This is a genomic window from Allobosea sp. P2_A10, assembly GCF_056405115.1.
In genome coordinates this window covers 171,040-194,241 of the sequence record NZ_JBFUCS010000004.1, presented here as the reverse complement: position 1 = coordinate 194,241, position 23,202 = coordinate 171,040, and the positions used below count along the sequence as shown (strand labels likewise).

General features: G+C 67.6%; 21 protein-coding genes. 10 read left to right on the top strand and 11 right to left on the bottom strand.

The genetic code is table 11. The annotated features are described in order from the left end of the window. Positions 1-10: 10 nt before the first annotated feature. The 3 genes from AC1DZY_RS08335 (at position 11) to AC1DZY_RS08325 (ending at position 3,282) form a co-directional block, all read left to right on the top strand. Positions 11-913 carry an EamA family transporter gene (locus tag AC1DZY_RS08335; protein WP_476819626.1) on the top strand — a complete coding sequence of 301 codons (903 nt, stop codon included), beginning with the start codon at positions 11-13 and terminating at the stop codon, positions 911-913. 20 nt (positions 914-933) lie between these two features. Beyond that, positions 934-2,028 (top strand): CobW family GTP-binding protein, encoded by a 1,095-nt coding sequence (locus AC1DZY_RS08330; protein ID WP_476819625.1) that lies wholly within the window; start codon positions 934-936, stop codon positions 2,026-2,028. A gap of 123 nt (positions 2,029-2,151) precedes the next feature. Beyond that, a complete protein-coding gene (locus AC1DZY_RS08325; RefSeq protein ID WP_476819624.1) occupies positions 2,152-3,282 on the top strand; it encodes a GNAT family N-acetyltransferase in 1,131 nt (376 codons plus the stop codon). On the opposite strand, the gene AC1DZY_RS08320 is transcribed toward AC1DZY_RS08325, so the two are convergent. The 3 genes from AC1DZY_RS08320 to AC1DZY_RS08310 form a co-directional block, all read right to left on the bottom strand. Continuing rightward, positions 3,251-4,867, bottom strand: coding sequence for an AMP-binding protein (locus tag AC1DZY_RS08320; RefSeq protein WP_476819746.1), 1,617 nt, complete (start codon positions 4,865-4,867; stop codon positions 3,251-3,253). The genes AC1DZY_RS08325 and AC1DZY_RS08320 overlap by 32 nt on opposite strands. Before the next feature lie 113 nt (positions 4,868-4,980). Beyond that, positions 4,981-6,036, bottom strand: coding sequence for an ABC transporter substrate-binding protein (locus tag AC1DZY_RS08315; protein ID WP_476819623.1), 1,056 nt, complete (start codon positions 6,034-6,036; stop codon positions 4,981-4,983). Positions 6,037-6,181: 145 nt separating this feature from the next. After that, entirely contained in the window at positions 6,182-6,637 is a 456-nt protein-coding gene (locus AC1DZY_RS08310) for an Lrp/AsnC ligand binding domain-containing protein (protein WP_476819622.1), read from the bottom strand. Between the two features lie 133 nt (positions 6,638-6,770). Between AC1DZY_RS08310 and putA the strand changes: the two genes are divergently transcribed. Genes putA through AC1DZY_RS08295 form a run of 3 tightly spaced genes read left to right on the top strand, consistent with a single transcriptional unit; the run spans position 6,771 to position 10,638 of the window. After that, a complete protein-coding gene (gene putA, locus AC1DZY_RS08305; protein ID WP_476819621.1) occupies positions 6,771-9,878 on the top strand; it encodes a bifunctional proline dehydrogenase/L-glutamate gamma-semialdehyde dehydrogenase PutA in 3,108 nt (1,035 codons plus the stop codon). Beyond that, on the top strand, positions 9,875-10,093 hold the full coding sequence (locus AC1DZY_RS08300; RefSeq protein ID WP_476819620.1) for a hypothetical protein: 219 nt from the start codon (positions 9,875-9,877) through the stop codon (positions 10,091-10,093). Before putA ends, AC1DZY_RS08300 begins: the two co-directional genes overlap by 4 nt. Positions 10,094-10,149: 56 nt before the next feature. After that, positions 10,150-10,638: an RNA pyrophosphohydrolase gene (locus AC1DZY_RS08295; protein ID WP_476819619.1), complete on the top strand. Its 489-nt coding sequence runs from the start codon at positions 10,150-10,152 to the stop codon at positions 10,636-10,638. Between the two features lie 48 nt (positions 10,639-10,686). Here AC1DZY_RS08295 and AC1DZY_RS08290 read toward each other — a convergent pair whose 3' ends face one another. The 5 genes from AC1DZY_RS08290 to AC1DZY_RS08270 all read right to left on the bottom strand — a co-directional run bounded on the left by AC1DZY_RS08290 (position 10,687) and on the right by AC1DZY_RS08270 (position 15,869). Continuing rightward, positions 10,687-11,100: a F0F1 ATP synthase subunit epsilon gene (locus AC1DZY_RS08290; protein WP_476819618.1), complete on the bottom strand. Its 414-nt coding sequence runs from the start codon at positions 11,098-11,100 to the stop codon at positions 10,687-10,689. A 135-nt stretch (positions 11,101-11,235) separates the two neighbouring features. Continuing rightward, complete coding sequence (atpD, locus tag AC1DZY_RS08285; protein ID WP_476819617.1) at positions 11,236-12,702, bottom strand: F0F1 ATP synthase subunit beta; 1,467 nt, start codon at positions 12,700-12,702, stop codon at positions 11,236-11,238. Between the two features lie 61 nt (positions 12,703-12,763). Beyond that, positions 12,764-13,633 carry a F0F1 ATP synthase subunit gamma gene (locus AC1DZY_RS08280; RefSeq protein WP_476819616.1) on the bottom strand — a complete coding sequence of 290 codons (870 nt, stop codon included), beginning with the start codon at positions 13,631-13,633 and terminating at the stop codon, positions 12,764-12,766. A 134-nt stretch (positions 13,634-13,767) separates the two neighbouring features. Beyond that, positions 13,768-15,297, bottom strand: coding sequence for a F0F1 ATP synthase subunit alpha (atpA, locus tag AC1DZY_RS08275; RefSeq protein WP_476819615.1), 1,530 nt, complete (start codon positions 15,295-15,297; stop codon positions 13,768-13,770). Further along, positions 15,297-15,869: a F0F1 ATP synthase subunit delta gene (locus AC1DZY_RS08270; protein ID WP_476819614.1), complete on the bottom strand. Its 573-nt coding sequence runs from the start codon at positions 15,867-15,869 to the stop codon at positions 15,297-15,299. The genes atpA and AC1DZY_RS08270 overlap by 1 nt, the downstream gene beginning before the upstream one ends. 340 nt (positions 15,870-16,209) lie before the next feature. Here AC1DZY_RS08270 and AC1DZY_RS08265 point away from each other — a divergent pair, with 340 nt between their 5' ends. Next, positions 16,210-16,650, top strand: coding sequence for a hypothetical protein (locus AC1DZY_RS08265; protein ID WP_476819613.1), 441 nt, complete (start codon positions 16,210-16,212; stop codon positions 16,648-16,650). Positions 16,651-16,694: 44 nt separating this feature from the next. Continuing rightward, complete coding sequence (locus AC1DZY_RS08260; protein WP_476819612.1) at positions 16,695-17,108, top strand: hypothetical protein; 414 nt, start codon at positions 16,695-16,697, stop codon at positions 17,106-17,108. Here the strand turns inward: AC1DZY_RS08260 and AC1DZY_RS08255 are convergent. Beyond that, positions 17,105-19,291 (bottom strand): primosomal protein N', encoded by a 2,187-nt coding sequence (locus tag AC1DZY_RS08255; RefSeq protein ID WP_476819611.1) that lies wholly within the window; start codon positions 19,289-19,291, stop codon positions 17,105-17,107. The genes AC1DZY_RS08260 and AC1DZY_RS08255 overlap by 4 nt on opposite strands. Positions 19,292-19,373: 82 nt before the next feature. Between AC1DZY_RS08255 and AC1DZY_RS08250 the strand changes: the two genes are divergently transcribed. After that, positions 19,374-20,300 (top strand): tyrosine recombinase XerC, encoded by a 927-nt coding sequence (locus tag AC1DZY_RS08250; RefSeq protein ID WP_476819610.1) that lies wholly within the window; start codon positions 19,374-19,376, stop codon positions 20,298-20,300. Positions 20,301-20,397: 97 nt separating this feature from the next. Next, the gene (locus tag AC1DZY_RS08245; protein ID WP_476819609.1) at positions 20,398-20,958 is read left to right on the top strand and encodes a DUF4337 domain-containing protein; all 561 of its coding nucleotides are present in this window, start codon (positions 20,398-20,400) and stop codon (positions 20,956-20,958) included. 158 nt (positions 20,959-21,116) lie between these two features. Here AC1DZY_RS08245 and leuD read toward each other — a convergent pair whose 3' ends face one another. After that, positions 21,117-21,758: a 3-isopropylmalate dehydratase small subunit gene (gene leuD, locus AC1DZY_RS08240; RefSeq protein WP_476819608.1), complete on the bottom strand. Its 642-nt coding sequence runs from the start codon at positions 21,756-21,758 to the stop codon at positions 21,117-21,119. A 13-nt stretch (positions 21,759-21,771) separates the two neighbouring features. Then, positions 21,772-23,178 (bottom strand): 3-isopropylmalate dehydratase large subunit, encoded by a 1,407-nt coding sequence (leuC, locus tag AC1DZY_RS08235; protein WP_476819607.1) that lies wholly within the window; start codon positions 23,176-23,178, stop codon positions 21,772-21,774. Positions 23,179-23,202: the final 24 nt, after the last annotated feature.

Here is a 23,202-nt window from a genome sequence, read left to right as displayed (position 1 = left end):
GTCCGGCTGCTTGGACAGCGGGGGCGAACGCGCCGCGAGGCGAAACGGCATTGCGCTGGCGCTCGGCGCTGCCGCGTCCTTCGGCGCCAACATCGTCAGCGCCCAGATCTCCGGTCAGGCCGGGCTGAGCGGGCCGCTGGTCGTGTTCTATCGCGTCTTCATCATGCTGGCGCTGGTGGGACTGGCGGCGCTGGTCTGGCGCGCATCCCTCACAGTCGAGCGCCAGCAGCGCCGCGCCGTGCTGCTCTTCGGCGCGACGACCGGCATCGTCGGCTCGGCCTATCTCTCCTCCGTCGCCTTCCTGCCGGTCTCGGTCGCGGTCGTCGTTTTCTACACTTTCCCCATCCTGATCGTGCTGGCCGAACCCATCGTGACCCCGGCGCGCTTCAGCCTCGACCGGCTTGTGGTGGCGCTCGTCGCCTTCCTCGGTGTCGCGCTGGTGGTCGGGCCCGATTTCCACGGCCTCGATTGGCGCGGTCTGGCGCTGGCGCTGGTGGCGAGCGTGCTGGCAGCCGCGCAGTTCTTCGCCGGCGCTGCCAGCGCCGCGACGCCGCCACTGCCGAAACTGTTCTGGTCGCATATGGTCATCCTGCCGGTGACCGTGGCGATCCTGGCCATCGCTGGCGGCTTCCTGCCCCCCGGCGCGCTGCTGCTCGCGCCTTGGGCCGTCGCCATCACGATCGGCTGCTATCTCGTGGGCTTTCTGCTGCAGGTGCTGGCGCTGGCGCGCATCGCGCCGGGGCCGGCAGGCCTCGCTTTCTGCGCCGAACCGGTTTTCGCGGTGGCGATTGCAGGCCTCGTTCTCGGGGAACGGCTCGGCCCCCTGCAATATGCCGGCGGCGGCCTTGTCGTGGCGGCGATCATGACCAATGTTATACTAGAACAAAAGCGCCGCCCGCCGGCGCTCGCCTGAAGACCTGAAACCACGCGCCGATGACCAGACCCGAACCGATTTCGCTGACCCTGCTGACCGGCTTCCTCGGAGCCGGCAAGACGACGCTGCTGAACCGTCTTTTGAAAGACCCGGCGCTGGCGCAGACGGTCGTCATCGTCAACGAATTCGGCGAGATCGGCCTCGACCACCTGATGATCGAGGGAGTCGAGGAGAGCATGATCCTGCTCGCCTCGGGCTGCCTCTGCTGCACCATCCGCGACGACCTGATCGTCACGCTCGAGGATCTGCTGCGCCGGCACGACAATGGCCGGATCGTGCCGTTCAGGCGCGTGGTGATCGAGACCACGGGCCTAGCCGACCCCGCGCCGATCCTCAACGTCCTGATCAACCACCCCTATCTCGCGATGCGCTTCCGGCTCGACGGCGTCGTCACGCTGGTCGACGCGGTCAACGGCATGGCGACGCTCGACGCCCATGAGGAGGCGGTGAAGCAGGTCGTCGCCGCCGACCGGATCGTGCTGACCAAGGCCGATCTCGCAACCGACGACGATGCGCTCGGCGCCCTGCGCGCGCGGCTGGGCGAACTCAACCCGGGCATCGCAATTCTGCCTCCCGAGGCGGCGGCCGACGCCCTCATCGGGGCCGGTCTCTACGATCTTGCCGCCCGCCCGCTGGACCTCTCCCGCTGGCTCGCTCAGGAGGCGCTGGCTGACAGTCACACGCATGGCCATGCGCATGACCACCACCATGGCGACCATCGCCATCACGGCCACCGCCACGATGTGAACCGGCACGACGCCAGCATCCGCGCCTTCGTGCTGACGGCGGAAAAACCCATCGCCCAGACGACCTTCGACCTGTTCTGGACCCTGCTGCGCTCGACCCATGGCTCGAAGCTGCTGCGCCTCAAAGGACTGGTCGACATCGCCGGGCAACCCGGCCGGCCGCTGCTCGTCCACGCCGTCCAGCAGATCCTGCATCCGCCGCTGCTGCTCGACGCCTGGCCCGACGCCGACCGGCGCTCGCGGCTGGTGCTGATCGTCAAGGACATCGACGAGACCATGGTCCAGCGGCTCTGGGCTGCCTTCCTCGGCCAGACGCCGCATCCGGCTTCCGCCGCCGCAACGGCCTGATACGCCGGGGCGCGGCCCCGATCTTGAAGCCACCCTCCCGATCGATCGCGATGGGCTCCACCTTGTGCCGCTATGGCGCAAAGCGGTCCCGGGACGATCCAGCTTACGGGCAGGCAGGGTCGGATGAACCAGATCACCACGTTGAGGGGCATCGTCGCCGGCGCGAGCGGAATCGCGGCGCCGCCCGTCGCGGAACACCCGCTCGACAGCCCGATCGTCATCGAGATCCGGCCGCTCTCGGCCTGCGCCGACATCCGGCAGGCCTGGAGCGATCTCGCCGCCCGCGCCATCGAACCCAATTTGTTCTTCGAGCCCGATTTCGCGCTCGCAGCCAGCCAGCATCTGGTCGCCTTCCGGGACGTCGCCGTGATCCTCGCCTGGCAGAGCAGGCCAGGCGATCCGCGCCGCCGCCTGCTCGGCCTGATCCCCTGCTTTCCGCGCAACCGCCTGTTCGTGCCCGATGAACTGATCGGCTTCTCCGAGCGGCACATCCTCAATGGCGCGCCGCTGCTCGACGCGGCGACGGCCGAAGCGGTGATCATGGCGGTGCTCAGCCTGCGTCAGGGCTGGGTGCTGCAGGGGCGCGGCTTCGTGCTGCGCCGCATCGACCTTGAAAGCGCTCTGATGACGCCATTGCTGCGCGCGGCCGAACCACTCGGCCTGTCCGCCACCCTGCAGCCGGCGGGACGGGTGCTGCCGCTCGTCGCCCCCTCCCAGCCGGGCGACAACGCACCCGGCCGACAGGCCCTGTCGCGACGCGGCCGGCTCCAGCTCGTCGAGGCCGGCTCGCGCATCGAAACACGCGACGCGGTCGAACTCATCCTCGCGATGCAGGCGTCCGGGCCCGTCGGCCGGGCTGGCACGGCCGTGCTGCACGATACGCGCGAGGTCGGCTTCCTGCGCGCCATGACCCGCGCTTTGGCGCGCGCACGGCAATGCCGCGTCGGCCTGCTGATGCTCGACGAGACGCCCATCGCCGGCGCGATCGTCCTGGGACGCGCACGGCGCAACTGGCTTTACATGGCCGCTCATGACGAGGCTTTCGCGACCTTCACGGCCGAGCAGGTGCTGCTGGCGATGATGCGCCAGTCGGCGCCGTCCCGGCCCATCATCGAGCCGTCCCAGCCGGAGGCCAGCTTCGGTGAAGTCCGCCTGACCCCGCAGGCGGCGCTCAAGCCGCGCGACCTCGCAGCCCGCGCCCGCGACGCCTTCCAGCGCTCCTTCAGGCTTCGGCGCGCAGGAGCCGCCGGATGATCTTGCCGGTGGTTGTCAGCGGAAGCTCCTCGCGAAAGGCGATCTCGCGCGGATATTCATGGGCCGAGAGCCGCTGGCGGACGAAGGCCTGAAGCTCGCCGGCGAGGCCCAGCGATGGTGTCAGGCCGGCTTTCAGCACCACGAAGGCCTTGACGATCTCCGTGCGCAGCGCGTCCGGCTTGCCGACGACCGCAGCCAGCGCCACGGCGGGATGCTTCAGCAGGCAGTCCTCGATCTCGCCCGGCCCGATGCGATAGCCCGATGAGGTGATGACGTCGTCGTCGCGGCCGATGAAGCGGACGTAGCCATCGCCATCCTCGACGCCCTGATCGCCGGTCGTCATCCAGTCGCCGATGAATTTCTCCGCCGTGGCCTCGGGCTTGCGCCAATAACCCAGGAACATCACGGGGTCGGGCCGCCTGACCGCGATCTGGCCCTCCTCATCCGCCGCGCAGACGCAGCCATCCGGGCGGATGATCGCGACCTCATGGCCGGGCACCGCCTTGCCGATGAACCCCGGCCGGCTGAGGCCGATTGCGGCGCAGGACGCGAGCACCAGATTGCACTCGGTCTGGCCATAGGCCTCGTTGATGGTGAGACCCAGCGCTTCGCGACCCCAGTTCAACGTCTCCGCGCCCAGCGTCTCGCCGGCCGCCGCCACCGTGCGCAGGTCGAGGCGGAAGCGTTCGCGCGGCCTGTCGACACTGCGCAGCATGCGCAGCGCGGTCGGCGGCACGAAGGCGTTGCGGATGCCCTGCTCCGCGATCAGCCGATACGCCTCCTCCGGCTCGAACCGCGTCACCGGCCGCGCCACGACCGAAACGCCGAAATGCAACGCCGGCAGCAGCATGTTGAGCAGTCCGCCGGCCCAGGCCCAGTCGGCGGGCGTCCAGGCGATGTCGCCCGGCCGGGGCATGAACTCGTGCGGCATCTGCACGCCCGGCAGATGGCCCGGCAGCACGCGATGCCCATGAAGTGCGCCTTTGGGGTTCCCCGTCGTGCCGGAGGTGTAGATCATCAAGGCCGGATCGTCGGGACCGGTATCGACGGGCGAAAAATCCGAGCTCGCCTCTGCCAGCAGCGCTCCCCAGCCGAGTGCGTCGCCATCAGCCCCGTCGGTCGAAATCGCCAGCGCAAGCTCCGGCAGCGGCTCGGCGATCTGGCGGGTTTTGACGAGCCCGGCCGCATCGGTGACCAGAACCTTCGCGGCCGCGTCGCCCAGCCGGTAGGACAGCGCATCGACGCCAAACAGCGCCGCCAACGGCACGGCGATGGCGCCGAGCTTGTAGGCGGCCAGATGCGCTGTCAGCACCGCCCTGCCCTGCGGCAGCAGGATCGCGATGCGGTCGCCGCGCCCGACGCCGCGCGACCGGAGCACGTTCGCCAGCCGGTTGGACTGCGCGCGCAGATGGCCGAAAGAGACCGGGCTGGCGCGCCAGTCCTCGCTGACCTCGATGATCGCGGTGCGCTCCGGCTCCAGCGCCGCCCAGCGGTCGCAGATGTCGACGGCGATGTTGTAGCGATCGGGGATGCGCCAGCGGAAAGCGCTGCGCAGGGCGGCATAGTCGCGAAAATCGGGCAGGATCAATCTGGCGGGTCCGGCTTCAGAAAGGCGCGGCACGATAGGCAGGACGGCCCGCACTGTCACGGTCGCCATAGGTCAGGTGTATCGCGCCCCGCGGCCGTCGAGGGGGGCCGTCAGAAAACCCGCTCAGCCAGGGTCGGCAGATACGCATCAGTGAATCCCTCACCCGCTTTGGCCCTGTCCTTGAACGGGGCGGTCAGCGCGATCTGGTCGAGCGCGCGCTCCCAGCGCGCCTTGTCGATGCCGCCGAAGCCGTTGGCCTTGACGTAGGGCGTCATCACATTCTGTTCGAGCGTCATCTTCAGGCGCTCGATCTCGACCTCGACCTTGGCGACATCGTTGCGCTTGATCACGAGTTGCACGGCCTGCGCCGGATCAGCGACCGTGTCCCTGACGCCTTTGATGATCGCCCGCAGCAGGCCGCGCACGGCTTCCGGCTTCTCGGCCAGGAATTTCGGCGCGATCATCACCGCATTGCCGTAGAGCTGGACGCCATAGTCGGCCATCAGTATGACGACGATATCGTCGACCGGCACGCCGCGCGCCTTCAGATTGACATAGGACGAACTGGCGAAGCCGAAGACGGCGTCGACCTCGCCGGACGCCAGCATCGGCTCGCGTACGGGAAAGCCGACATTCTCCAGCCGCATCCTGCTGTCGTCGAGCTTGTTGATGGTTTTGAAGATCGGCCATTGCGCGAAGGCGGCATCGGCTGCCGGCGCGCCGAACTTGCGGCCCTCCAGGCTTTTGACGTCCGCCGTCACGCCGCGGCTCTTGCGCCCGACGATGGCGAAGGGTGGCTTGTCATGGACCATCATCACCGCCTTGAGATCGACGCTGGGATTCTCGTCGCGGAAGCGGATCAGCGAATTCACATCGCCGAAGCCGGCGTCATAGGCGCCCGACGCCACACGCGGGATCGCCTCGCGCGAGCCGTTGCCGGTATCGAGCGTGACGTCGAGCCCCTCGGCCTTGAAGTACCCTTTCTCCAGGGCGATCAGGAACGGCGCCGCCGGCCCCTCGAAACGCCAATCGAGCGTAAAGCGCACCGGCACCTGCGCCTGTGCGGAACTCGTCAGACCAGCCAGAGCCAGAAGCGCCCCGCCAATGGCGCAGCCGAGACCACGCCGCGAAAGGGCCATGGCAGGCGGGCGCGAAAGGGGCGGCATGGCAGGCTCCGGATCGACGGTCATTGCAGGAAAGGGCTGAAGCGCGGCCCGCAGCCGCAGAAAGGCAGACTGGCGCAACGAGCCCGCAGGTCAAGCTGGAATGGTTGCAGACAGAACAGTGGCGCACAAAAAGCGGCGGGTCGCTTCACAGCGGCAGCGCCCCATCGGTCTTGACCTCCTCCATCACCGCATAGGTCCGGGTCTCGCGCACGGCTGGCAGCGCCAGCAGCACGTCGCCGAGAAAGCGGCGATAGGCGTTCATGTCGGCGACGCGGGTCTTGACCAGATAATCGAAGCCGCCGGCGACCATATGGCATTCCAGCACCTCCGGCGCGCGCTTCACGGCCGCAGCGAAACGCTCGAAGGCGTCGGGGGTCGTCTTGTCGAGATAGACCTCGACGAAGACCAGCAGGTTCAGGCCGAGCTTCAGCGGATCGAGCGTGGCGCGGTAGCCGGTGATGAAGCCCTCGCGCGTCAATCGCTTCAGGCGCTCGCCCACGGCGGTCGGCGACAGCCCGACCTTTTCCGCCAGCTCGACGCCGGCGATACGGCCGTCCGACTGCAGCAAGGCGAGGATACGGCGGTCGGTGCGATCAAGCACGGGATTATTCTCTGCCAGATAATCTCAATGATGCGATTAATACAGCAATTTCGTCAAAATAGCCAATTGATATGCGGTCTCCTTGGCCCGATGCTTCAGATCATCCCGCTGCCGCCCGTCTGGAGCCTTGTTCATGGCCGCCCCTGCCTCGAAGCCTGCCATTCCCGCCTTCCGCATGCCCTATGCCGAGGATGACGGCGCGATCGCGGGCCGGCTGCTGGCAGGCGCGCGGCGCGAGCCCGCCGCCAAGGCGCGCATCGACGCCCGCGCCACCGAACTCGTCGACGCCATCCGCACCCGCAAGGTGGGCCTCGGCGGAATCGAGGAACTGCTGCGCGAGTATTCGCTCTCGACCAAGGAGGGGCTGGCGCTGATGGTGCTGGCCGAGGCGCTGCTGCGCGTGCCCGACGCCGCCACCGCCGACGCGCTGATCGAGGACAAACTCGGACAGGGCGATTTCGCCCACCACGAGTCGAAGTCGGACGCCTTCCTTGTTTCGGCCTCGGCGTGGGCGCTCGGCATCACCGCCCGCGTCATCCAGCCCGGCGAAACGCCGAGCGGCATCATCGGCGGCCTCGCCAAGCGGCTGGGCGTGCCCACCGTGCGCACGGCGACGCGGCAGGCCATGCGGGTGATGGGCAATCATTTCGTGCTCGGCCAGACCATTGAGGAGGCGCTGAAGCGCGCCGGCTCCAAAAGCGGAAAGCTCTATCGCTATTCCTTCGACATGCTCGGCGAGGGCGCGCGTACCCAAGCCGACGCCGACCGCTATCTCGCCTCCTACACCGCCGCGATCGACGCCATCGGCGCATCCGCCGGCAACGCGCCCCTGCCGAACCGGCCGGGTATCTCGGTCAAGCTCTCGGCCCTGCATCCGCGCTACGACGCGACCAACCATGCCCGCGTACTGGCGGAACTCGTGCCCAAGGTGATCGCGCTGGCCCGGCAGGCCAAGCGCTACGATCTCAACTTCACCATCGATGCCGAGGAGGCCGACCGGCTCGAACTCTCGCTCGACGTGATCGATGCCGTCGTGGCCGACACCTCGCTTGCCGACTGGGACGGCTTCGGCCTTGCGATCCAGGCCTATCAGAAGCGCGCCTGCGCCGTGATCGACCACATCGCGGCTCTGGCCGAGCGTCATGACCGGCGCATGATGGTGCGCCTCGTCAAGGGCGCCTATTGGGACACCGAGCTGAAGCGCGCCCAGGAGCGTGGCCTGCCCGATTATCCGGTCTTCACCCGCAAGGCGATGACCGACCTGAACTACGAGGCCTGCGCCGCGCAGCTCCTGCGCCTGCGGCCGCGCATCATCCCGCAATTTGCCACCCATAACGCGCTGACGGTCGCAAGCGTCGCCGAGATGGCTGGAGATGCCGAGAACTACGAGTTCCAGCGGCTGCACGGCATGGGCGAGGCGCTCTACGAGCGGCTCCTCGCCGACCCGACCGGTTATGCATGCCGCACCTATGCGCCCGTCGGCGGCCATCAGGACCTGCTTGCCTATCTCGTGCGCCGTCTGCTCGAGAACGGCGCCAACTCCTCCTTCGTCAGCGTCTCAGGCGATCCCGACGTGCCGGTCGCGCAGTTGCTGGTACCGCCGGCCGACAGCATCGGCACTGCGGGCGCGGCGCGGCACCGGCGCATCCCCCTTCCAGCCAATCTGTTTGGACCGTCGCGTAAAAACTCCGCCGGGGTCGAGCTCGGTCACGCCGAAAGCCTCGAAGCCCTGCTGGCCGAGATCGCCGCCGCCACCGCAAAACCTTTCCCGGCGGCGAGTGCGATCGTCGACGGCAAACCGGCCGGTGGAACGCCTCGGCCAGTCAACTCCCCGATCGACGGCAAGCCGATCGGTACGGTGGCGGAAGCGGACGCCACCCTGGCGGACCGCGCCATGAAGGCGGCGAAAGCCGGCTTCGATTCATGGAACCGCTCGCCCGCCCGCAGCCGCGCCGCAGCCCTGCGCAAGGCTGCCGATTTGATGGAGGAACGGCGCGGCCTGCTGCTCGCTTTGCTGCAGGCGGAGGCCGGCAAGACGCTGGACGACGCCTTGTCGGAGGTTCGTGAAGCCGTCGATTTCTGCCGCTACTACGCGGCCGAGGCCGAGGCCAAATTCGCCGTGCCGACCGCGCTGCCCGGCCCGACCGGCGAGGACAACCGGCTGATCCTGCGCGGACGCGGGCCGTTCCTGTGCATTGCGCCGTGGAATTTTCCACTGGCGATCTTCGCAGGCCAGGTCGCGGCCGCGCTCGTCGCCGGCAACAGCGTCGTCGCCAAGCCGGCCCCGCAGACTCCGCTGATCGCGGCCGTCACGGTCAGGCTCCTGCATGAGGCCGGCGTGCCGGTCTCCGCCCTGCATCTGACCCCTGGAGACGGCACGCTCGGCGCGGCGCTGGTCGCCCACCCGGCGGTCGCCGGCGTCGCCTTCACCGGCTCGACATCGACCGCACGCGCGATCAACCGGGCGCTCGCCGCCAAGGACGGCCCGATCGTCCCGCTGATCGCCGAGACCGGCGGCCTCAACGCCATGATCGTCGATGCGACGGCCTTGGCCGAACAGGTCGCCGACGATGTCGTGATGTCGGCCTTCCGCTCGGCCGGCCAGCGCTGCTCGGCGTTGCGCCTGCTCGTGGTGCAGGAGGATGTCGCCGACAAGATGGTCGAGATGATCACCGGCGCGGCCAGGGAACTCAAGCTCGGCGACCCTCGCGCCATCGATACCCATATCGGCCCGGTCATCGACGGCGCCGCCAAACAAAGGCTCGACACCCATGTCGAGAACATGCGCAAGCTCGGCCGGCTGGAATGGTCGGGCGCAACGCCCGCGCTCGGCGGAACCTATGTCGCGCCTCATGTCGTGTCGCTGAAAAGTATCAGCGAACTCAGCCAGGAGCATTTCGGCCCGATCCTGCACGTCGTGCGCTGGAAGTCCGGCCAGCTCGACAAGGTCATCGAAGCGATCGAGGCGACCGGCTACGGCCTGACGCTCGGCGTGCATTCACGCATCGAGACGACGGTCGAGGAGGTCACCAGGCGGCTCTCGACCGGCAACATCTATGTCAACCGCAACATCATCGGCGCGGTCGTAGGCCAACAGCCCTTCGGCGGCCATGGCCTGTCGGGCACCGGACCCAAGGCCGGCGGCCCCAACTACCTGATGCGCTTCGCCACCGAACAGACCGTGACGGTCAACACGGCGGCGGCGGGAGGCAATGCCAGCCTGATCGCGATGGGGGAATGAACCGGGCAGGCCTCGTCAGGGGCGTCGCGGCGTTTGCCGGTGTCGCGATCTTCCTTGCTCTGTCCGTTACGATCGGCGGCGCAGATGGACTCCTCGCAGGCTTTGCCGGCGCCGGCGCGACCTGGTGGCTGGGAGAGCGATACTGGCGCCGCATGGCGACCGCCGAGCAGCGGCGAGCCGATCTGGAAGACCGCGTCCGTAACCCTCCGTCCTGAGCAGGGCAGCGTCCCGGCGGCTTGATCGCCATTGGCGAGCAGGTGAAACTCGGCCGATGGAACTGCCCTACCGCCCCAATGTCGGCATCGCCCTGTTCAATCGGCAAGGGCTCGTCTTCGCCGGCCGCTCGCACAGCGCCGGCCCGGAAATCGTGCTACCGGGCTTCGACTGGCAGATGCCCCAGGGCGGCATCGACGCCAGCGAGGACATCATTGCCGCAGCACGGCGCGAGCTCGCCGAGGAGACCGGCGTGACCAGCGCGGAGTTCCTGGCTGCGACCGACGAATGGTGGGCCTATGATTTCCCGCCCTATGCCGGCCCGCCGCACAAACTCTGCGCCTTTCGCGGCCAGCGCCAGCGCTGGGTCGCCTTCCGTTTCACCGGCACGGACGCCGAATTCGACATCACGCAGCCCAATGGCGACGAACCCGCCGAATTCGGGGAGTGGGCCTGGCTGCCGCTGGCGCGAATGCCGGAGTTGATCGTGCCGTTCAAGCGGCCGGTCTACGACAGGGTTGTCGCCGAATTCAGGCAATTTACATGAAAAAGGCCGCTTGCGCGGCCTTTGAAGCTCATAACGGAAGCGAAACGCTCAGGCCGCTTTGCGTTCGGCGAAGACGCCCTTGAATTCCTTGAGCTGCACGAGTGCGTCGTGCAGGCGCTTCTTCTCGGCCTCGTCATGCGAACCGGCGAGACGGGTCTCGGCGGTCAGGATTTCGGCGTCGAGCACGGCGTTGTCGACGTCCTCGATGAAGCGGCCCTGCTCGGCCAGGATCGTCAGGCCGGTCGCATTGATCTCGACCAGCCCGCCATTGACGAAGAACTCCTTGCCGTGGCCGGCATCGGTCTGCGCCAGCACGACGCCGGTCTTCAGCGTCGCCACGACCGGCGCATGGCCGGCGAGCACCGTCATCTCGCCCTCGACCGAGGGAACGATGACGCTGACGACATCACCAGAGAACAGGATGCGCTCGGGCGAGACGAGTTCGAACTTGAAAGTGGCCATCGTCGTTGTCTCCCTCCACCGTCATTCCGGGCGAAGCGCAGCGAAGACCCGGAATCCATCGTAAAGCGCATCGCCCTGTGATGGATCCCGGATCGGCGCGGCTGCGCCGCTTGTCCGGGATGACGGCGCGTGTTGTTACGCCGCTTCGGCCGCGAGGCGCTGGGCCTTCTCGATGGCTTCGTCGATCGAGCCGACCATGTAGAAGGCGGCTTCCGGCAGGTGGTCGTACTTGCCCTCGACCAGACCCTTGAAGCCCTTGATGGTGTCTTCCAGCGCGACGAGCTTGCCCGGCGATCCGGTGAAGATTTCCGCGACGAAGAAGGGCTGCGACAGGAAGCGCTCAATCTTGCGGGCGCGGGCGACCGAGATCTTGTCCTCTTCCGAGAGCTCGTCCATGCCCAGGATCGCGATGATGTCCTGCAGCGCCTTGTAGCGCTGGAGGATCTGCTGGACCTGGCGGGCGATGGTGTAGTGCTCCTCGCCGACGATCGCGGCAGACAGCATGCGCGACGTCGAGTCGAGCGGGTCGACCGCCGGATAGATGCCCTTTTCCGCGATCGAGCGCGACAGCACGGTCGTGGCGTCAAGGTGAGCAAACGAAGCCGCGGGCGCCGGGTCGGTCAGATCGTCGGCGGGCACGTAGATCGCCTGCACCGAGGTAATCGAACCCTTGTTGGTGGTGGTGATACGCTCCTGCAGGTTGCCCATGTCCGTGGCGAGCGTCGGCTGATAGCCCACCGCCGACGGGATACGGCCGAGCAGCGCCGACACTTCGGAGCCTGCCTGCGTGAAGCGGAAGATGTTGTCGACGAAGAACAGCACGTCCTGGCCCTTGTCGCGGAAATCTTCCGCGACGGTGAGGCCCGACAGCGCGACGCGCATGCGGGCGCCCGGAGGCTCGTTCATCTGGCCGTAGACGAGAGCGCATTTCGAGCCTTCGCCGCCGCCCTTCTTGTTCACGCCAGACTCGATCATCTCGTGATAGAGGTCGTTGCCCTCGCGGGTGCGCTCGCCGACGCCGGCGAACACCGAGTAGCCACCGTGAGCCTTCGCGACGTTGTTGATCAGTTCCATGATCAGCACGGTCTTGCCGACGCCGGCGCCGCCGAACAGGCCGATCTTGCCGCCCCTAGCGTAAGGCGCCAGCAGATCGACGACCTTGATGCCGGTGACGAGAATCTGCGCGTCGGTCGCCTGGTCGGCATAGGACGGGGCAGGCTGGTGGATGCCGCGGCGTGCGGTGGTCAGGATCGGGCCGGCCTCGTCGACGGGCTCTCCGATGACGTTCATGATGCGGCCGAGGCACTCGTCGCCGACCGGAACCATGATCGGCGAACCGGTGTCGGTGACCGACTGGCCACGGACCAGACCTTCAGACGAGTCCATCGCGATCGTGCGAACGGTGTTCTCGCCAAGATGCTGGGCGACTTCGAGCACGAGGCGATTGCCGAGATTGTCGGTCTCGAGCGCGTTCAGGATTTCCGGCAGCACGCCGTCGAACTGCACGTCGACGACGGCGCCGATGACCTGCACGATGCGGCCGGTGCCGGTGTTGGCGGGCTTTTCAGCAGCGGCGGTCTTCTTGGTAGCGGCTTTGGCCATGGTTTCGAACCTCGGGTACAGCGTGTCGGGTGGCCGGCATGCCGGCCTAATTGCTAGGCGATTATAGCGCTTCCGCGCCGGAGATGATTTCGATCAGTTCCTTGGTGATCATGGCCTGGCGCGAGCGGTTGTAGAGCTGCGTCTGCTTCTTGATCATTTCGCCGGCGTTGCGCGTGGCGGAATCCATCGCCGACATGCGCGCGCCCTGCTCGGAGGCCGCGTTCTCCAGGATCGCGCGCAGCACCTGAACCGTCAGGTTGCGCGGCAGCAGCGTCTCCAGGATCTCGGTCTCGTCGGGCTCGTAGTCGTAGGCGGCATCGGTGGTCTTGGTGCCGGCCGGGATTTCAGCCGGAATGATGCGCTGCGCCGTCGGGATCTGCGAGATCACCGACTTGAACTTCGAGAAGAACAGGGTCGCGACATCGAACTCGCCGGCGGCGAAGCGCGCCAGAATGCTCTGCGCGATCGTCTCGGCATTGGCGAAGCCGATCTGCTTGAAGGCGCGCAGATCGATGAGTTCGATGATGTCCTTCTCGAACTGCCGGCGCAGGATGTCGTAGCCCTTCTTGCCGACGCAGATGATCTTGACCGTCTTGCCCTCGGCTTTCAGCGCGTTCGCCTTGTCGCGGGCGAGACGGGAGATCGAGGAGTTGAAAGCGCCGCACAGGCCGCGCTCGGCAGTGCAGACCACGAGCAACTGGACCTTGTCGGACCCGGTGCCGCCGATAAGCTTCGGCGCGCCGTCGCCCGAGACGCCGGCGGCAAGGCTCGCCAGCACAGTCTCCATGCGCTCGGCATAGGGCCGCGCCGCTTCAGCCGAAGCCTGCGCCCGGCGCAGCTTGGCGGCCGCGACCATCTGCATGGCCTTGGTGATCTTCTGCGTCGCCTTCACGGAGGCGATGCGGTTCCTGAGATCCTTCAATGAAGGCATAGGTTTTGTCTCACCCCGTCATGCTCGGGCTTGTCCCGGGCATCCACGTCTTCATCCACCTGATCCCGCCTGCGCGCTGCCCGAAAGGAGCAAGGCGTGGATGGTCGGCACAAGGCCGACCATGACGGGAAAACTTACGAGAACGACTTGGCGTAGTCCGTAACCAGATCCTTCAGCTTCGCGGCGTTCGCGTCCGAAAGATCCTTGGTCTTGCCGATCTCGGCCAGCATGTCGGCATGCTTGCCGCGCACCAGCGCCAGGAGGCCGTCCTCGAAGGCGCGGACCTTGTTGACCGGCAGCGGGTCGAGATAACCGTTGACGCCGGCATAGATCACGACCGTCTGCTCTTCCATCTTCAGCGGCGAGAACTGCGCCTGCTTGAGGAGCTCGGTCAGGCGCGCGCCCCGGTTGAGCAGGCGCTGGGTGACCGCGTCGAGGTCGGAGCCGAACTGGGCGAAGGCGGCCATTTCGCGATACTGGGCGAGCTCGCCCTTGATCTTGCCGGCGACCTTCTTGGTCGCCTTGGTCTGCGCGGCCGAGCCGACGCGCGAGACCGAGAGGCCGACGTTCACCGCCGGGCGGATGCCCTGGTAGAACAGGTCTGTCTCGAGGAAGATCTGGCCGTCGGTGATCGAGATCACGTTGGTCGGGATGTAGGCCGAGACGTCGTTGGCCTGCGTCTCGATGACCGGCAGCGCCGTCAGCGAACCGTTGCCGGCGCCGTCGCCCATCTTGGCGGCGCGCTCGAGCAGGCGGGAGTGAAGATAGAACACGTCGCCCGGATACGCCTCGCGGCCCGGCGGGCGGCGCAGCAGCAGCGACATCTGGCGGTAGGCGACGGCCTGCTTGGAAAGGTCGTCATAGATGATGACGGCGTGCATGCCGTTGTCGCGGAAATACTCGCCCATGGCGCAGCCGGCGAACGGCGCCAGGAACTGCATCGGGGCGGCGTCGGACGCGGTCGCGGCGACGACGATCGAATATTCCAGCGCGCCGCGCTCTTCGAGCACCTTCACGAACTGGGCGACGGTCGAGCGCTTCTGGCCGATGGCGACATAGACGCAATAGAGCTTCTGGCTCTCGTCCGTGCCTTCGTTGTTGGCCTTCTGGTTCAGGATCGTGTCGAGCGCGACGGCGGTCTTGCCGGTCTGGCGATCGCCGATGATCAGCTCGCGCTGGCCACGGCCGATCGGGATCAGGGCGTCGATCGCCTTGAGGCCGGTCGCCATCGGCTCATGCACCGACTTGCGCGGGATGATGCCGGGCGCCTTCACGTCGACGCGGGCGCGGGCCTTGGCCTTGATCGGGCCCTTGCCGTCGATCGGGTTGCCGAGCGCGTCGACGACGCGGCCGAGCAGCTCCTTGCCGACCGGGACGTCCACGATCGCGCCGGTGCGCTTGACCGTCTGGCCTTCCTTGATCTCGCGGTCGGAGCCGAAGATCACGACGCCGACATTGTCGCTTTCGAGGTTCAGCGCCATGCCGCGCACGCCGCTTTCGAACTCGACCATCTCGCCGGCCTGGACCTTGTCGAGGCCGTAGACGCGGGCGATGCCGTCGCCGACGGAGAGAACCTGGCCGACTTCGGTGACCGAGGCTTCGGACCCGAAGTTCGAAATCTGGGCCTTCAGGATCGCGGAGATTTCAGCGGGGCGGATTTCCATCAGCCGACCTCTTTCATGGCAAGACGAATTGAATTGAGTTTGGTTTTCAGCGAAGCGTCGACCATGCGGGAGCCCATCTTGACGACGAGCCCGCCGATCAGCGCCGGATCGACCTTGATGACGACATCGACATCCTTGCCGGCGACGCCCTTGAGCGCGGCGCGGATTTCCTCGACGCGCTCGGGCGAAGGCTCTTCCGCGACCGTGACCTCGGCGCTGACGATGCCGCGCGCCTCGGCGACGAGGTTCTTGAAGCCCTGGATCATGCCCGGCAGCGCGAACAGGCGGCGCTTGCTGGCGACGAGGCCGATGAAGTTGGCGGCGACGCCGGAGATGCCGGCCTTGGCGAGCACGGCCTTGATCGCAGCCGTCTGATCTTCGGCCGAGAAAGCGGGGCTCTCGATCAGGCGGGTGAGATCGGTGCTGTCTGCCATCAGCGCGCTGAACGAGGCGAGGTCGGAGGAGACGGCGTCGATGGCGTTGGCCTCGTCGGCCAGTTCGAAGAGCGCCGTCGCGTAGCGCCCGGCGACGCCCGAAACCAGTGTCCGATCCTGCGATCCGCCTTCAGCCACGCGTCATGTCTCTCGTTCAAGGGACCGCACCGGCGACCCTCTTGCGAGGGCGGAGTGCATCGTCCCGGCGCTGCGATGTATCGAACGGACGAAATGCGCGCTGGTCAGCACATTTAACACCCTGAATGCGGCGGTGATCTAGCATGCGTTTTTGGGGGGCGCAACCCGAAGAAAGGCAGGAGTTGGCGGGGTTGTCGACGCGGCTGTGGAGCAAGGCCGGGATTGACCGGGCCGCCTCGCGAACCTAGCGTCCGCCCGTCCATTCACCGGCTCGTCCCGACTTCGTCGGGGCCTTGCCCGCCCGCGCTCCAGCGCCGGCCTGCGGATATGGAGAGCGATCATGGCGCGACCTGGAACCTTCATGGCGCGGGCGGCCAGCCTTTGCCTGCTGCTGGCGCTGGCATGCGCCGGAACGCTGCCGGCCGCCGCGCCGGCGCGGGCGCAGTCAGGCGCCGATATCCGCTACATGAACCTCAACGACGAGACGGTCGGCGGCAGGCGCCTGACCTTTCGCGACAAGACCGTGATCTCGTTCTTCAAGAACCACGAGTTCACCATCTCGGGCCCGCTCCATGTCGGTTTCTACGAATCGGGCGGCAGGAAGCCGACCAAGGGCACCTGGGACGTTCGCTATGGCAACACCGTCTACATTACGATGGAGGACGCCTCTTCGCGCGCCTATGTCTTCTTCAAGATCGACGAAAAGCTCTATCTGCGGACCGTGACGGGCGGACAGCCGAATTACGGCGATCTGATCATCAACATCGCGCCGCTGCGGTGAGGGCGTGGCGATCGGACAATATCCATACGATGGGAACGGTCCAGATGGCGGCTGAAACGAGACGGTGGCTGGTTCTTGGCGGCCTGTGCCTTGTTGCCGGCTCCGTGGCTGGCGTCGCAAGGGCCCAGGATGTCCGGCTTGGCGGCGAGACCCGCAACCGCAAGCTCAGCTTCGACACGGTCGCTGGCCGCCGCATCACCCTCGGCAACGGCCGAGTCTACACGTTTCGCCGCGACAAGAGCTTCGCCCTGACGGACGAGGACGGCGACCTCTACACGGGGGTCTGGGATGTCGCCTTCGAGAACGTCATCAACATGAGCTACACCGATGGCGATACCGAGCAGGTCTATTTCCTGACGATCGAGGGCAAGCTCTATTTCAGGAACGCGGATCGGCCGGGTCGTCGCGGCATCGGCTCCGAAAGCAGGCGCGTCGTCAGCATCGAGGCCGCGCGCTAGAGAAAGCTCTGCGGATCGACATCGACCGCGACGCGCACCGAGCCTTTCGGCTTGGGCCCGCGCTTCAGCCAGCCGCGCAGATAGTCCTGCAAATTGAACTCGCGCCCGGTCTTGACGATCAGCCGCACGCGGTGCCGGCCGCGCAGCACGGCAAGCGGCGCCTCCGCCGGTCCAAGCACGAAAACCCCCTCCGGCGCCTCCGCGCAGCGCGCCAAGGCCCTTGCATGGCTCTCGGCTTCGGCCGCGCTGCTGGCCGAGACGATCAGCCCCGCCAGACGCCCGAAAGGCGGCAGGCCCGCGGCCTCGCGCGAGGCGGTCTCTGCGGCATAAAACCGCTCCGGGTCGCCCGAGATCAGCGCCTTGAGCACGGGGTGACCGGGATCATGCGTCTGCAGCAGCGCCCGCCCCGGCCTCTCGCCGCGCCCGGCCCGGCCCGTGACCTGCCTGAGCACCTGAAAGGTGCGCTCGGCGGCGCGCGGATCGCCCGAGGTCAGGCCGAGATCGGCATCGACCACGCCCACCAGCGTCATGCCCGGAAAATTATGGCCCTTGGCGACGAGCTGCGTGCCGATGACGATATCGAACTCGCCATTGGCCACCGCCATCAGCTCCGTCTTCAGCCGTTCGGTGCCACCGGGAAAATCGCTCGACAGCACGATCGCGCGCGCTTGCGGAAACAGCGTCGCGACCTCCTCGGCCAGCCGTTCGACGCCCGGCCCGCAGGCCGACAGGCTGTCGGGCGCATGGCAGGCGGGGCATTCATGCGGCCGGCGCTCGACATGGCCGCAGTGATGGCAGACCAGCGCTCGCCGGAAGCGATGATCGACCAGCCAGGCCGAGCAGTTGGGACACTGGAACCGATGTCCGCAATCGCGGCACAGAGTCAGCGGCGCATAGCCGCGCCGGTTCAGGAACAGCAGCGATTGCTCCTTCGCTTCGAGATTGTCGCGGATCGCCTTGACGAGCGCCCCTGAGATCCAGCGCCCGCGCTCGGGCTTGTCCCGGCGCAGATCGACCAGACCGAGCGCCGGCAGTTCGCGGCCACCGAAGCGCTCGGGCAGCTTGAGATGCACATAGCGGCCGCGCTGCGCATTGACGCGGGTTTCCAGCGAGGGCGTCGCCGAGGTCAGGACGACCATCGCGTTCTCGATCCTGCCCCGCACCACCGCCATGTCGCGGGCGTGATAACTGACGCCGTCCTCCTGCTTGTAGGCGGCCTCATGCTCCTCATCGACGACGATCAGGCCGAGGTCGCGATAGGGCAGGAACAGCGCCGAGCGCGCGCCTGCCACCACTTTGGCCTCGCCGGTGGCGATTGCAGCCTGCAGCCGCTCGCGCCTGCGCCCGGTCACGGCCGAGTGCCACAGGCCGGGCCTGACCCCGAAGCGGGCCTCGAAACGGTCGATGAACTGCGCCGTCAGCGCGATCTCCGGCATCAGGATCAGGCTTTGCCGGCCCTGCCGGATCGCTTCGGCGACGGCCTCGAAATAGACCTCGGTCTTGCCCGAGCCAGTGACGCCTTCGAGCAGCGTCACGCCGTAGCCGGCTGCCGCGACCGAGGCGACGAGTGCGGCAGCCGCCGCAGACTGGTCGTCAGACAGCTCAGGCTTGGCGAATTCCGGATCGGGAATGGCTGCAACCGCGTCGCGCGGCAACGCCTCGACCGTGAAGGTGCCGGCGTCGACCAGTGCGTCGATCACCGCCGTGCTGACGGAGGCAGCCTCGGCCAGCGCCGATTTGCCGATCAGCAGCCCGCCTTCGGCCGCCGCGATGGCCCGCGCCCGGGCCGGCGTCATCCGGGCCGGCGGCGCGCCGACCAGCCTGACACCGAGCTTGGGCCGCTCCGGCGTATCGTCGGGCGGGCGGCGCAAGGCCAGCGCCAGCACCGAGCCCTTGGGCGCGAGCGTGTACCACGCCACCCAGTCGACCAGCTTCATCAGCGCGCCATCGAGCGCCGGCATGTCGAGCTTGCCGGTGACCTTCTTGAGATTGCCGCCGCGCCCCGCACCGATGCTCCAGACCACGCCAGCGGTCTCGCGCGGCCCGAGCGGCACCTGCACGACATCGCCCGGCTTCAGCACGAGCCCGGCGGGAACCGCATAGCTATAGGCCTGGTCGAGCCCGAGCGGGATCAGGACATCGACCGTGCCGCCTTCCCCCGCGCTGTCTGGCCCGTCGCTCATGGGCGCGTGTCTAGCACCGATTCGGGGAGTGTTAAGGCAGGAGCATCATGGTCGGACCCGACCACGATGAAAGTGCCGTGCCATGACCGATCTCGAATCCCTACGTCAGGACTGGCTCGCCCATCTCGCGCATGAGCGCCGGCTCTCGCCGAAGACGCTCGATGCCTATGGCCGCGATCTCGGTCAGTTTCAGGCATTTCTCGACGGTCATCTCGGGGCAGCGCCCGCGCTCGCCGACATCGCCGCGCTGAAACCCTTCGACCTGCGCGCCTTTCTCGGCCAGCGCCGGCGCGACGGCGTCGGCAATCGCACGCTGATGCGCCAGCTTGCGAGCTTGCGCTCCTTCGCGCGCTTCGGCGAGCGCACCGGCAAGCTGACGGCGGCGGCGTTCGCCGCGACGCGCGGCCCGCGCATCGGCAAGTCCCTGCCGCGCCCGCTCGACGCCCGCGCCGCAAAGGCCATGACGCAGGCCGATATCCGCGCCGGCGAGGAGCGCGAGGCCTGGGTGCTGGCGCGAGACGCTGCCGTGCTTGCGTTGCTCTATGGCTGCGGCCTGCGCATTTCGGAGGCGCTGTCGCTGACGCGCGCGCAGGCCCCCGCCCATGCCGGCGAGACGCTGACGGTCATCGGCAAGGGCCAGAAGACCCGCATGGTGCCTGTGCTGCCGGTCGTCGTCACCGCCATCGCCGACTATCTCGCGCTCTGCCCATGGCGGCTCCCGCCGGACGGGCCGCTTTTCCTCGGCGTCAAGGGCGGCCCCCTGTCGCCACGCATCATCCAGCTCGCGGTCGAGGGCCTGCGCGGCGCGCTCGGCCTGCCCTCCTCGGCGACGCCGCACGCCTTGCGCCACTCCTTCGCGACGCATCTGCTCGGGCGCGGCGGCGATCTCAGAGCGATCCAGGAATTGCTCGGCCACGCCTCGCTTTCGACGACGCAGATCTACACCCGCATCGATTCCACGCGCCTGATGGCCGCCTATGACGCGGCCCATCCACGCGCCGGACGCTGATCCGCAGCCGGCGCAATGCTGCCCTGCAAAAAACGCTTGAAGCCTCATCGGAATCGCCTAAACACCAGCCGCCATCTGGCTGGGGGAAGATCGATTCATGTCCGGACATCACGACGCGCCCGAGGGCGGCAACAAGAAGGTCGCGCTGCTGATCGCGATTCTGGCGCTGATGCTGTCGCTGGCCGAGATCGGCGGCAAGCAGGCCGAGAACGAGGCCGTCGCCAAGAACATCGAAGCCTCCAATCTCTGGGCCTTCTTCCAGGCCAAGACGATCCGCGGCACCACCCTGCGCACGGCCGCCGACGCCATGGAGGTCGACCTCGCCGGCGCGACCGACCCGGCTGCGAAGGAGCGCATGGGCAAGCGCATCGAGAGCTGGAAGGCGACGGTCGCCCGTTACGAATCCGAGCCCGAGACCAATGAGGGCCGCAAGGAACTGATGGCCCGCGCCAAGAAGACCGAGCACGACCGCGACGACTACAAGGCCAAGAACGAGAATTTCGAGATCGCCTCGGGCCTGCTCCAGATCGGCATCGTCGTCGCCTCCGCCTCGATCATCACGGGAGTGAGCATGCTCGCCTTCGTCGGCGGCGGGCTCGGCGGCCTGGCGCTCGCCTTCATGGGGCTGGCGCTGTTTGCGCCGCATCTGCTGTTCTGAGCGGGCAGGCCTCGCGGCCGTTCTTCAGCCGTCATTCCGGGCGCAGCCAAGCGGAGATCCGGAATCCATCCTCGAGCAACGACGGCGCCTGATGATGGATTCCGGATCGGCGCGGCTTCGCCGCTTGTCCGGAATGACGTGGTATTTCTTCCTCCGGGTCAGTCCTGTTCGGCAGCAACGCGCACTGCGACAGCCGGCCGCGCCCAAGGCCGCTGTCCTGCATCCGTCTTGCGAAACCGCGCGATCTCACCCGCAAACGACCGCGTCACGTCGATATCGTCCCAGCCATTGAGCAGTTGCTCGCGCCAGACCGGGTCGATCGCGAAATCGAGCGAGCGATTGCCCCATGACACGGTCTGCCCGGCGAGATCGACCGTCACCGGCAGGTCCGGCGTCACTGTTACGGCAGCCAGCAATTCCTCGATCGCGGCCTCGTCCAGCGCCGCCGGCAGCAACCCGTTCTTGACCGCGTTCGAGGCGAAGATGTCCCCGAAGGTTGGCGCGAGCACCACCCGGACGCCGTGGTCGGCAAGCGCATAGACCGCAGCCTCCCGCGACGAGCCCGAGCCGAAATTGCGCCGCGCCACCAACACGGGAGCCTCGCGCCAGACCGGCCGGTTGAGCGGGAAATCCGGCTTCTCCGCCCCGGCCTCGTCGCGACGCAGATCGTGCAGCAGAAAGCCGCCATAGCCCTCCGAGCGCGGCCGCTTCATGAAGCGGGCGGGGATCAACTGGTCGGTGTCGACGCTGGCCAGACCCAGCGGGCAGGCGATGCCTGAAACGACGGAGAGCGGCTTCACTTTCGCACCTGCCTCATTTGCGCCCCTCCAGCATAGGCCGGACATCGGCGAGCCGGCCGGCGACGGCGGCCGCCGCGACCATCGCCGGCGACATCAGATGGGTGCGTGCGCCCGGCCCCTGCCGGCCACGAAAATTGCGGTTGGTGGTCGAGGCGCAGCGCTCGCCGGGCGCAACGCCGTCGCCGTTCATGCCGACGCACATCGAGCAGCCGGATTCGACCCAGTCGAGCCCCGCCGCCACGAAGATGGCGTCGAGCCCCTCGTCCTCCGCCTGCCGCTTCACCAGCGACGAGCCGGGCGAAACCAGTCCCGGCACCTTGGCTTTCCGTCCCGCCAGCACGCTCGCCGCCGCCCGCAGATCCTCGATCCGGGCATTGGTGCAGGAGCCGATGAAGACGCGATCGATCACGACATCGCTGAGGCGCGCGCCCGGACGCAGGCCCATGTAATCCAGCGCATCGCGCATCGCGGCGGCCCGCGCCTCGTCCTGCACGGCATCGGGATCGGGTACGCAGGCATCGATCGGGAGCGCCTCCTCCGGACTCGTGCCCCAGGTCACGATCGGCGCGATCGCGGTGGCATCGAGCCTGATCTCCCGGTCAAATTCGGCCTCAGCGTCGCTCGGTAGCAGCCGCCAAGCAGCGATTCCCGCCTCCAGCGCGGCGCCTTTCGGCGCGAAGGGCCGGCTCTCGATCCAGCGAAAGGTCGTCTCGTCGGGCGCAATCAGCCCGCAGCGCGCGCCGGCCTCGATCGACATGTTGCACATGGTCATGCGCCCGGCCATCGACAGCGCCCTGACCGCCTCGCCGGCATATTCGACCGCAAAGCCGCGCGCGCCGTCCGCGCCGATTTTCGCGATGATCGAGAGGATGAAATCCTTGGCGCCGACGCCCGGCGCAGGCGTCCCGTCGATCGTGATCCGCATCCGCTTCGGCTTCTTCTGCCAGAGCGTCTGCGTCATCAGCACATGCGCCACCTCCGATGCGCCGATGCCGAAGGCATAGGCGCCGAACGCGCCATGGGTCGAGGTGTGGCTGTCGCCGCAGACCATGGTCAGGCCCGGCAGGGTTAGCCCCTGCTCGGGGCCGACGACATGGACGATGCCCTGGCGCGGATCGTGCAGATCGAACAACTCGATCCCGTGGCGCGCGGTGTTCGCCGAGAGATCGTCGATCATCCTGCTGATCTCGGGATTGGATATCTGCCCGCGGTTGCGCGTCGGCACGTAATGGTCGGCGACGCCGAAGGTCAGGCCGGGCTCGGCGACGACGCCATTGCGGCCGGCGACCTGCGCGAAGGCATGGAACGACCCCTCATGGACGAAATGCCGATCGATCCACAGGAGCGCATCGCCCGAGGGCCTGGTGACCACGACATGGGCGTCCCAGAGCTTGTCGAACAGGGTGCGCGGATCAGGCATGGGGCTCTTGTCCTCTCGCTGCAA

Coding starts and splice junctions, on each gene's coding strand:
- AC1DZY_RS08330 (WP_476819625.1), top strand. CDS start 934: ATGACCAGACCCGAACCGATTTCGCTGACCCTGCTGACCGGCTTCCTC.
- AC1DZY_RS08325 (WP_476819624.1), top strand. CDS start 2,152: ATGAACCAGATCACCACGTTGAGGGGCATCGTCGCCGGCGCGAGCGGA.
- AC1DZY_RS08315 (WP_476819623.1), bottom strand. CDS start 6,036: ATGCCGCCCCTTTCGCGCCCGCCTGCCATGGCCCTTTCGCGGCGTGGT.
- putA (WP_476819621.1), top strand. CDS start 6,771: ATGGCCGCCCCTGCCTCGAAGCCTGCCATTCCCGCCTTCCGCATGCCC.
- AC1DZY_RS08300 (WP_476819620.1), top strand. CDS start 9,875: ATGAACCGGGCAGGCCTCGTCAGGGGCGTCGCGGCGTTTGCCGGTGTC.
- AC1DZY_RS08295 (WP_476819619.1), top strand. CDS start 10,150: ATGGAACTGCCCTACCGCCCCAATGTCGGCATCGCCCTGTTCAATCGG.
- AC1DZY_RS08290 (WP_476819618.1), bottom strand. CDS start 11,100: ATGGCCACTTTCAAGTTCGAACTCGTCTCGCCCGAGCGCATCCTGTTC.
- atpD (WP_476819617.1), bottom strand. CDS start 12,702: ATGGCCAAAGCCGCTACCAAGAAGACCGCCGCTGCTGAAAAGCCCGCC.
- AC1DZY_RS08280 (WP_476819616.1), bottom strand. CDS start 13,633: ATGCCTTCATTGAAGGATCTCAGGAACCGCATCGCCTCCGTGAAGGCG.
- atpA (WP_476819615.1), bottom strand. CDS start 15,297: ATGGAAATCCGCCCCGCTGAAATCTCCGCGATCCTGAAGGCCCAGATT.
- AC1DZY_RS08265 (WP_476819613.1), top strand. CDS start 16,210: ATGGCGCGACCTGGAACCTTCATGGCGCGGGCGGCCAGCCTTTGCCTG.
- AC1DZY_RS08260 (WP_476819612.1), top strand. CDS start 16,695: ATGGCGGCTGAAACGAGACGGTGGCTGGTTCTTGGCGGCCTGTGCCTT.
- AC1DZY_RS08255 (WP_476819611.1), bottom strand. CDS start 19,291: ATGAGCGACGGGCCAGACAGCGCGGGGGAAGGCGGCACGGTCGATGTC.
- AC1DZY_RS08250 (WP_476819610.1), top strand. CDS start 19,374: ATGACCGATCTCGAATCCCTACGTCAGGACTGGCTCGCCCATCTCGCG.
- AC1DZY_RS08245 (WP_476819609.1), top strand. CDS start 20,398: ATGTCCGGACATCACGACGCGCCCGAGGGCGGCAACAAGAAGGTCGCG.
- leuC (WP_476819607.1), bottom strand. CDS start 23,178: ATGCCTGATCCGCGCACCCTGTTCGACAAGCTCTGGGACGCCCATGTC.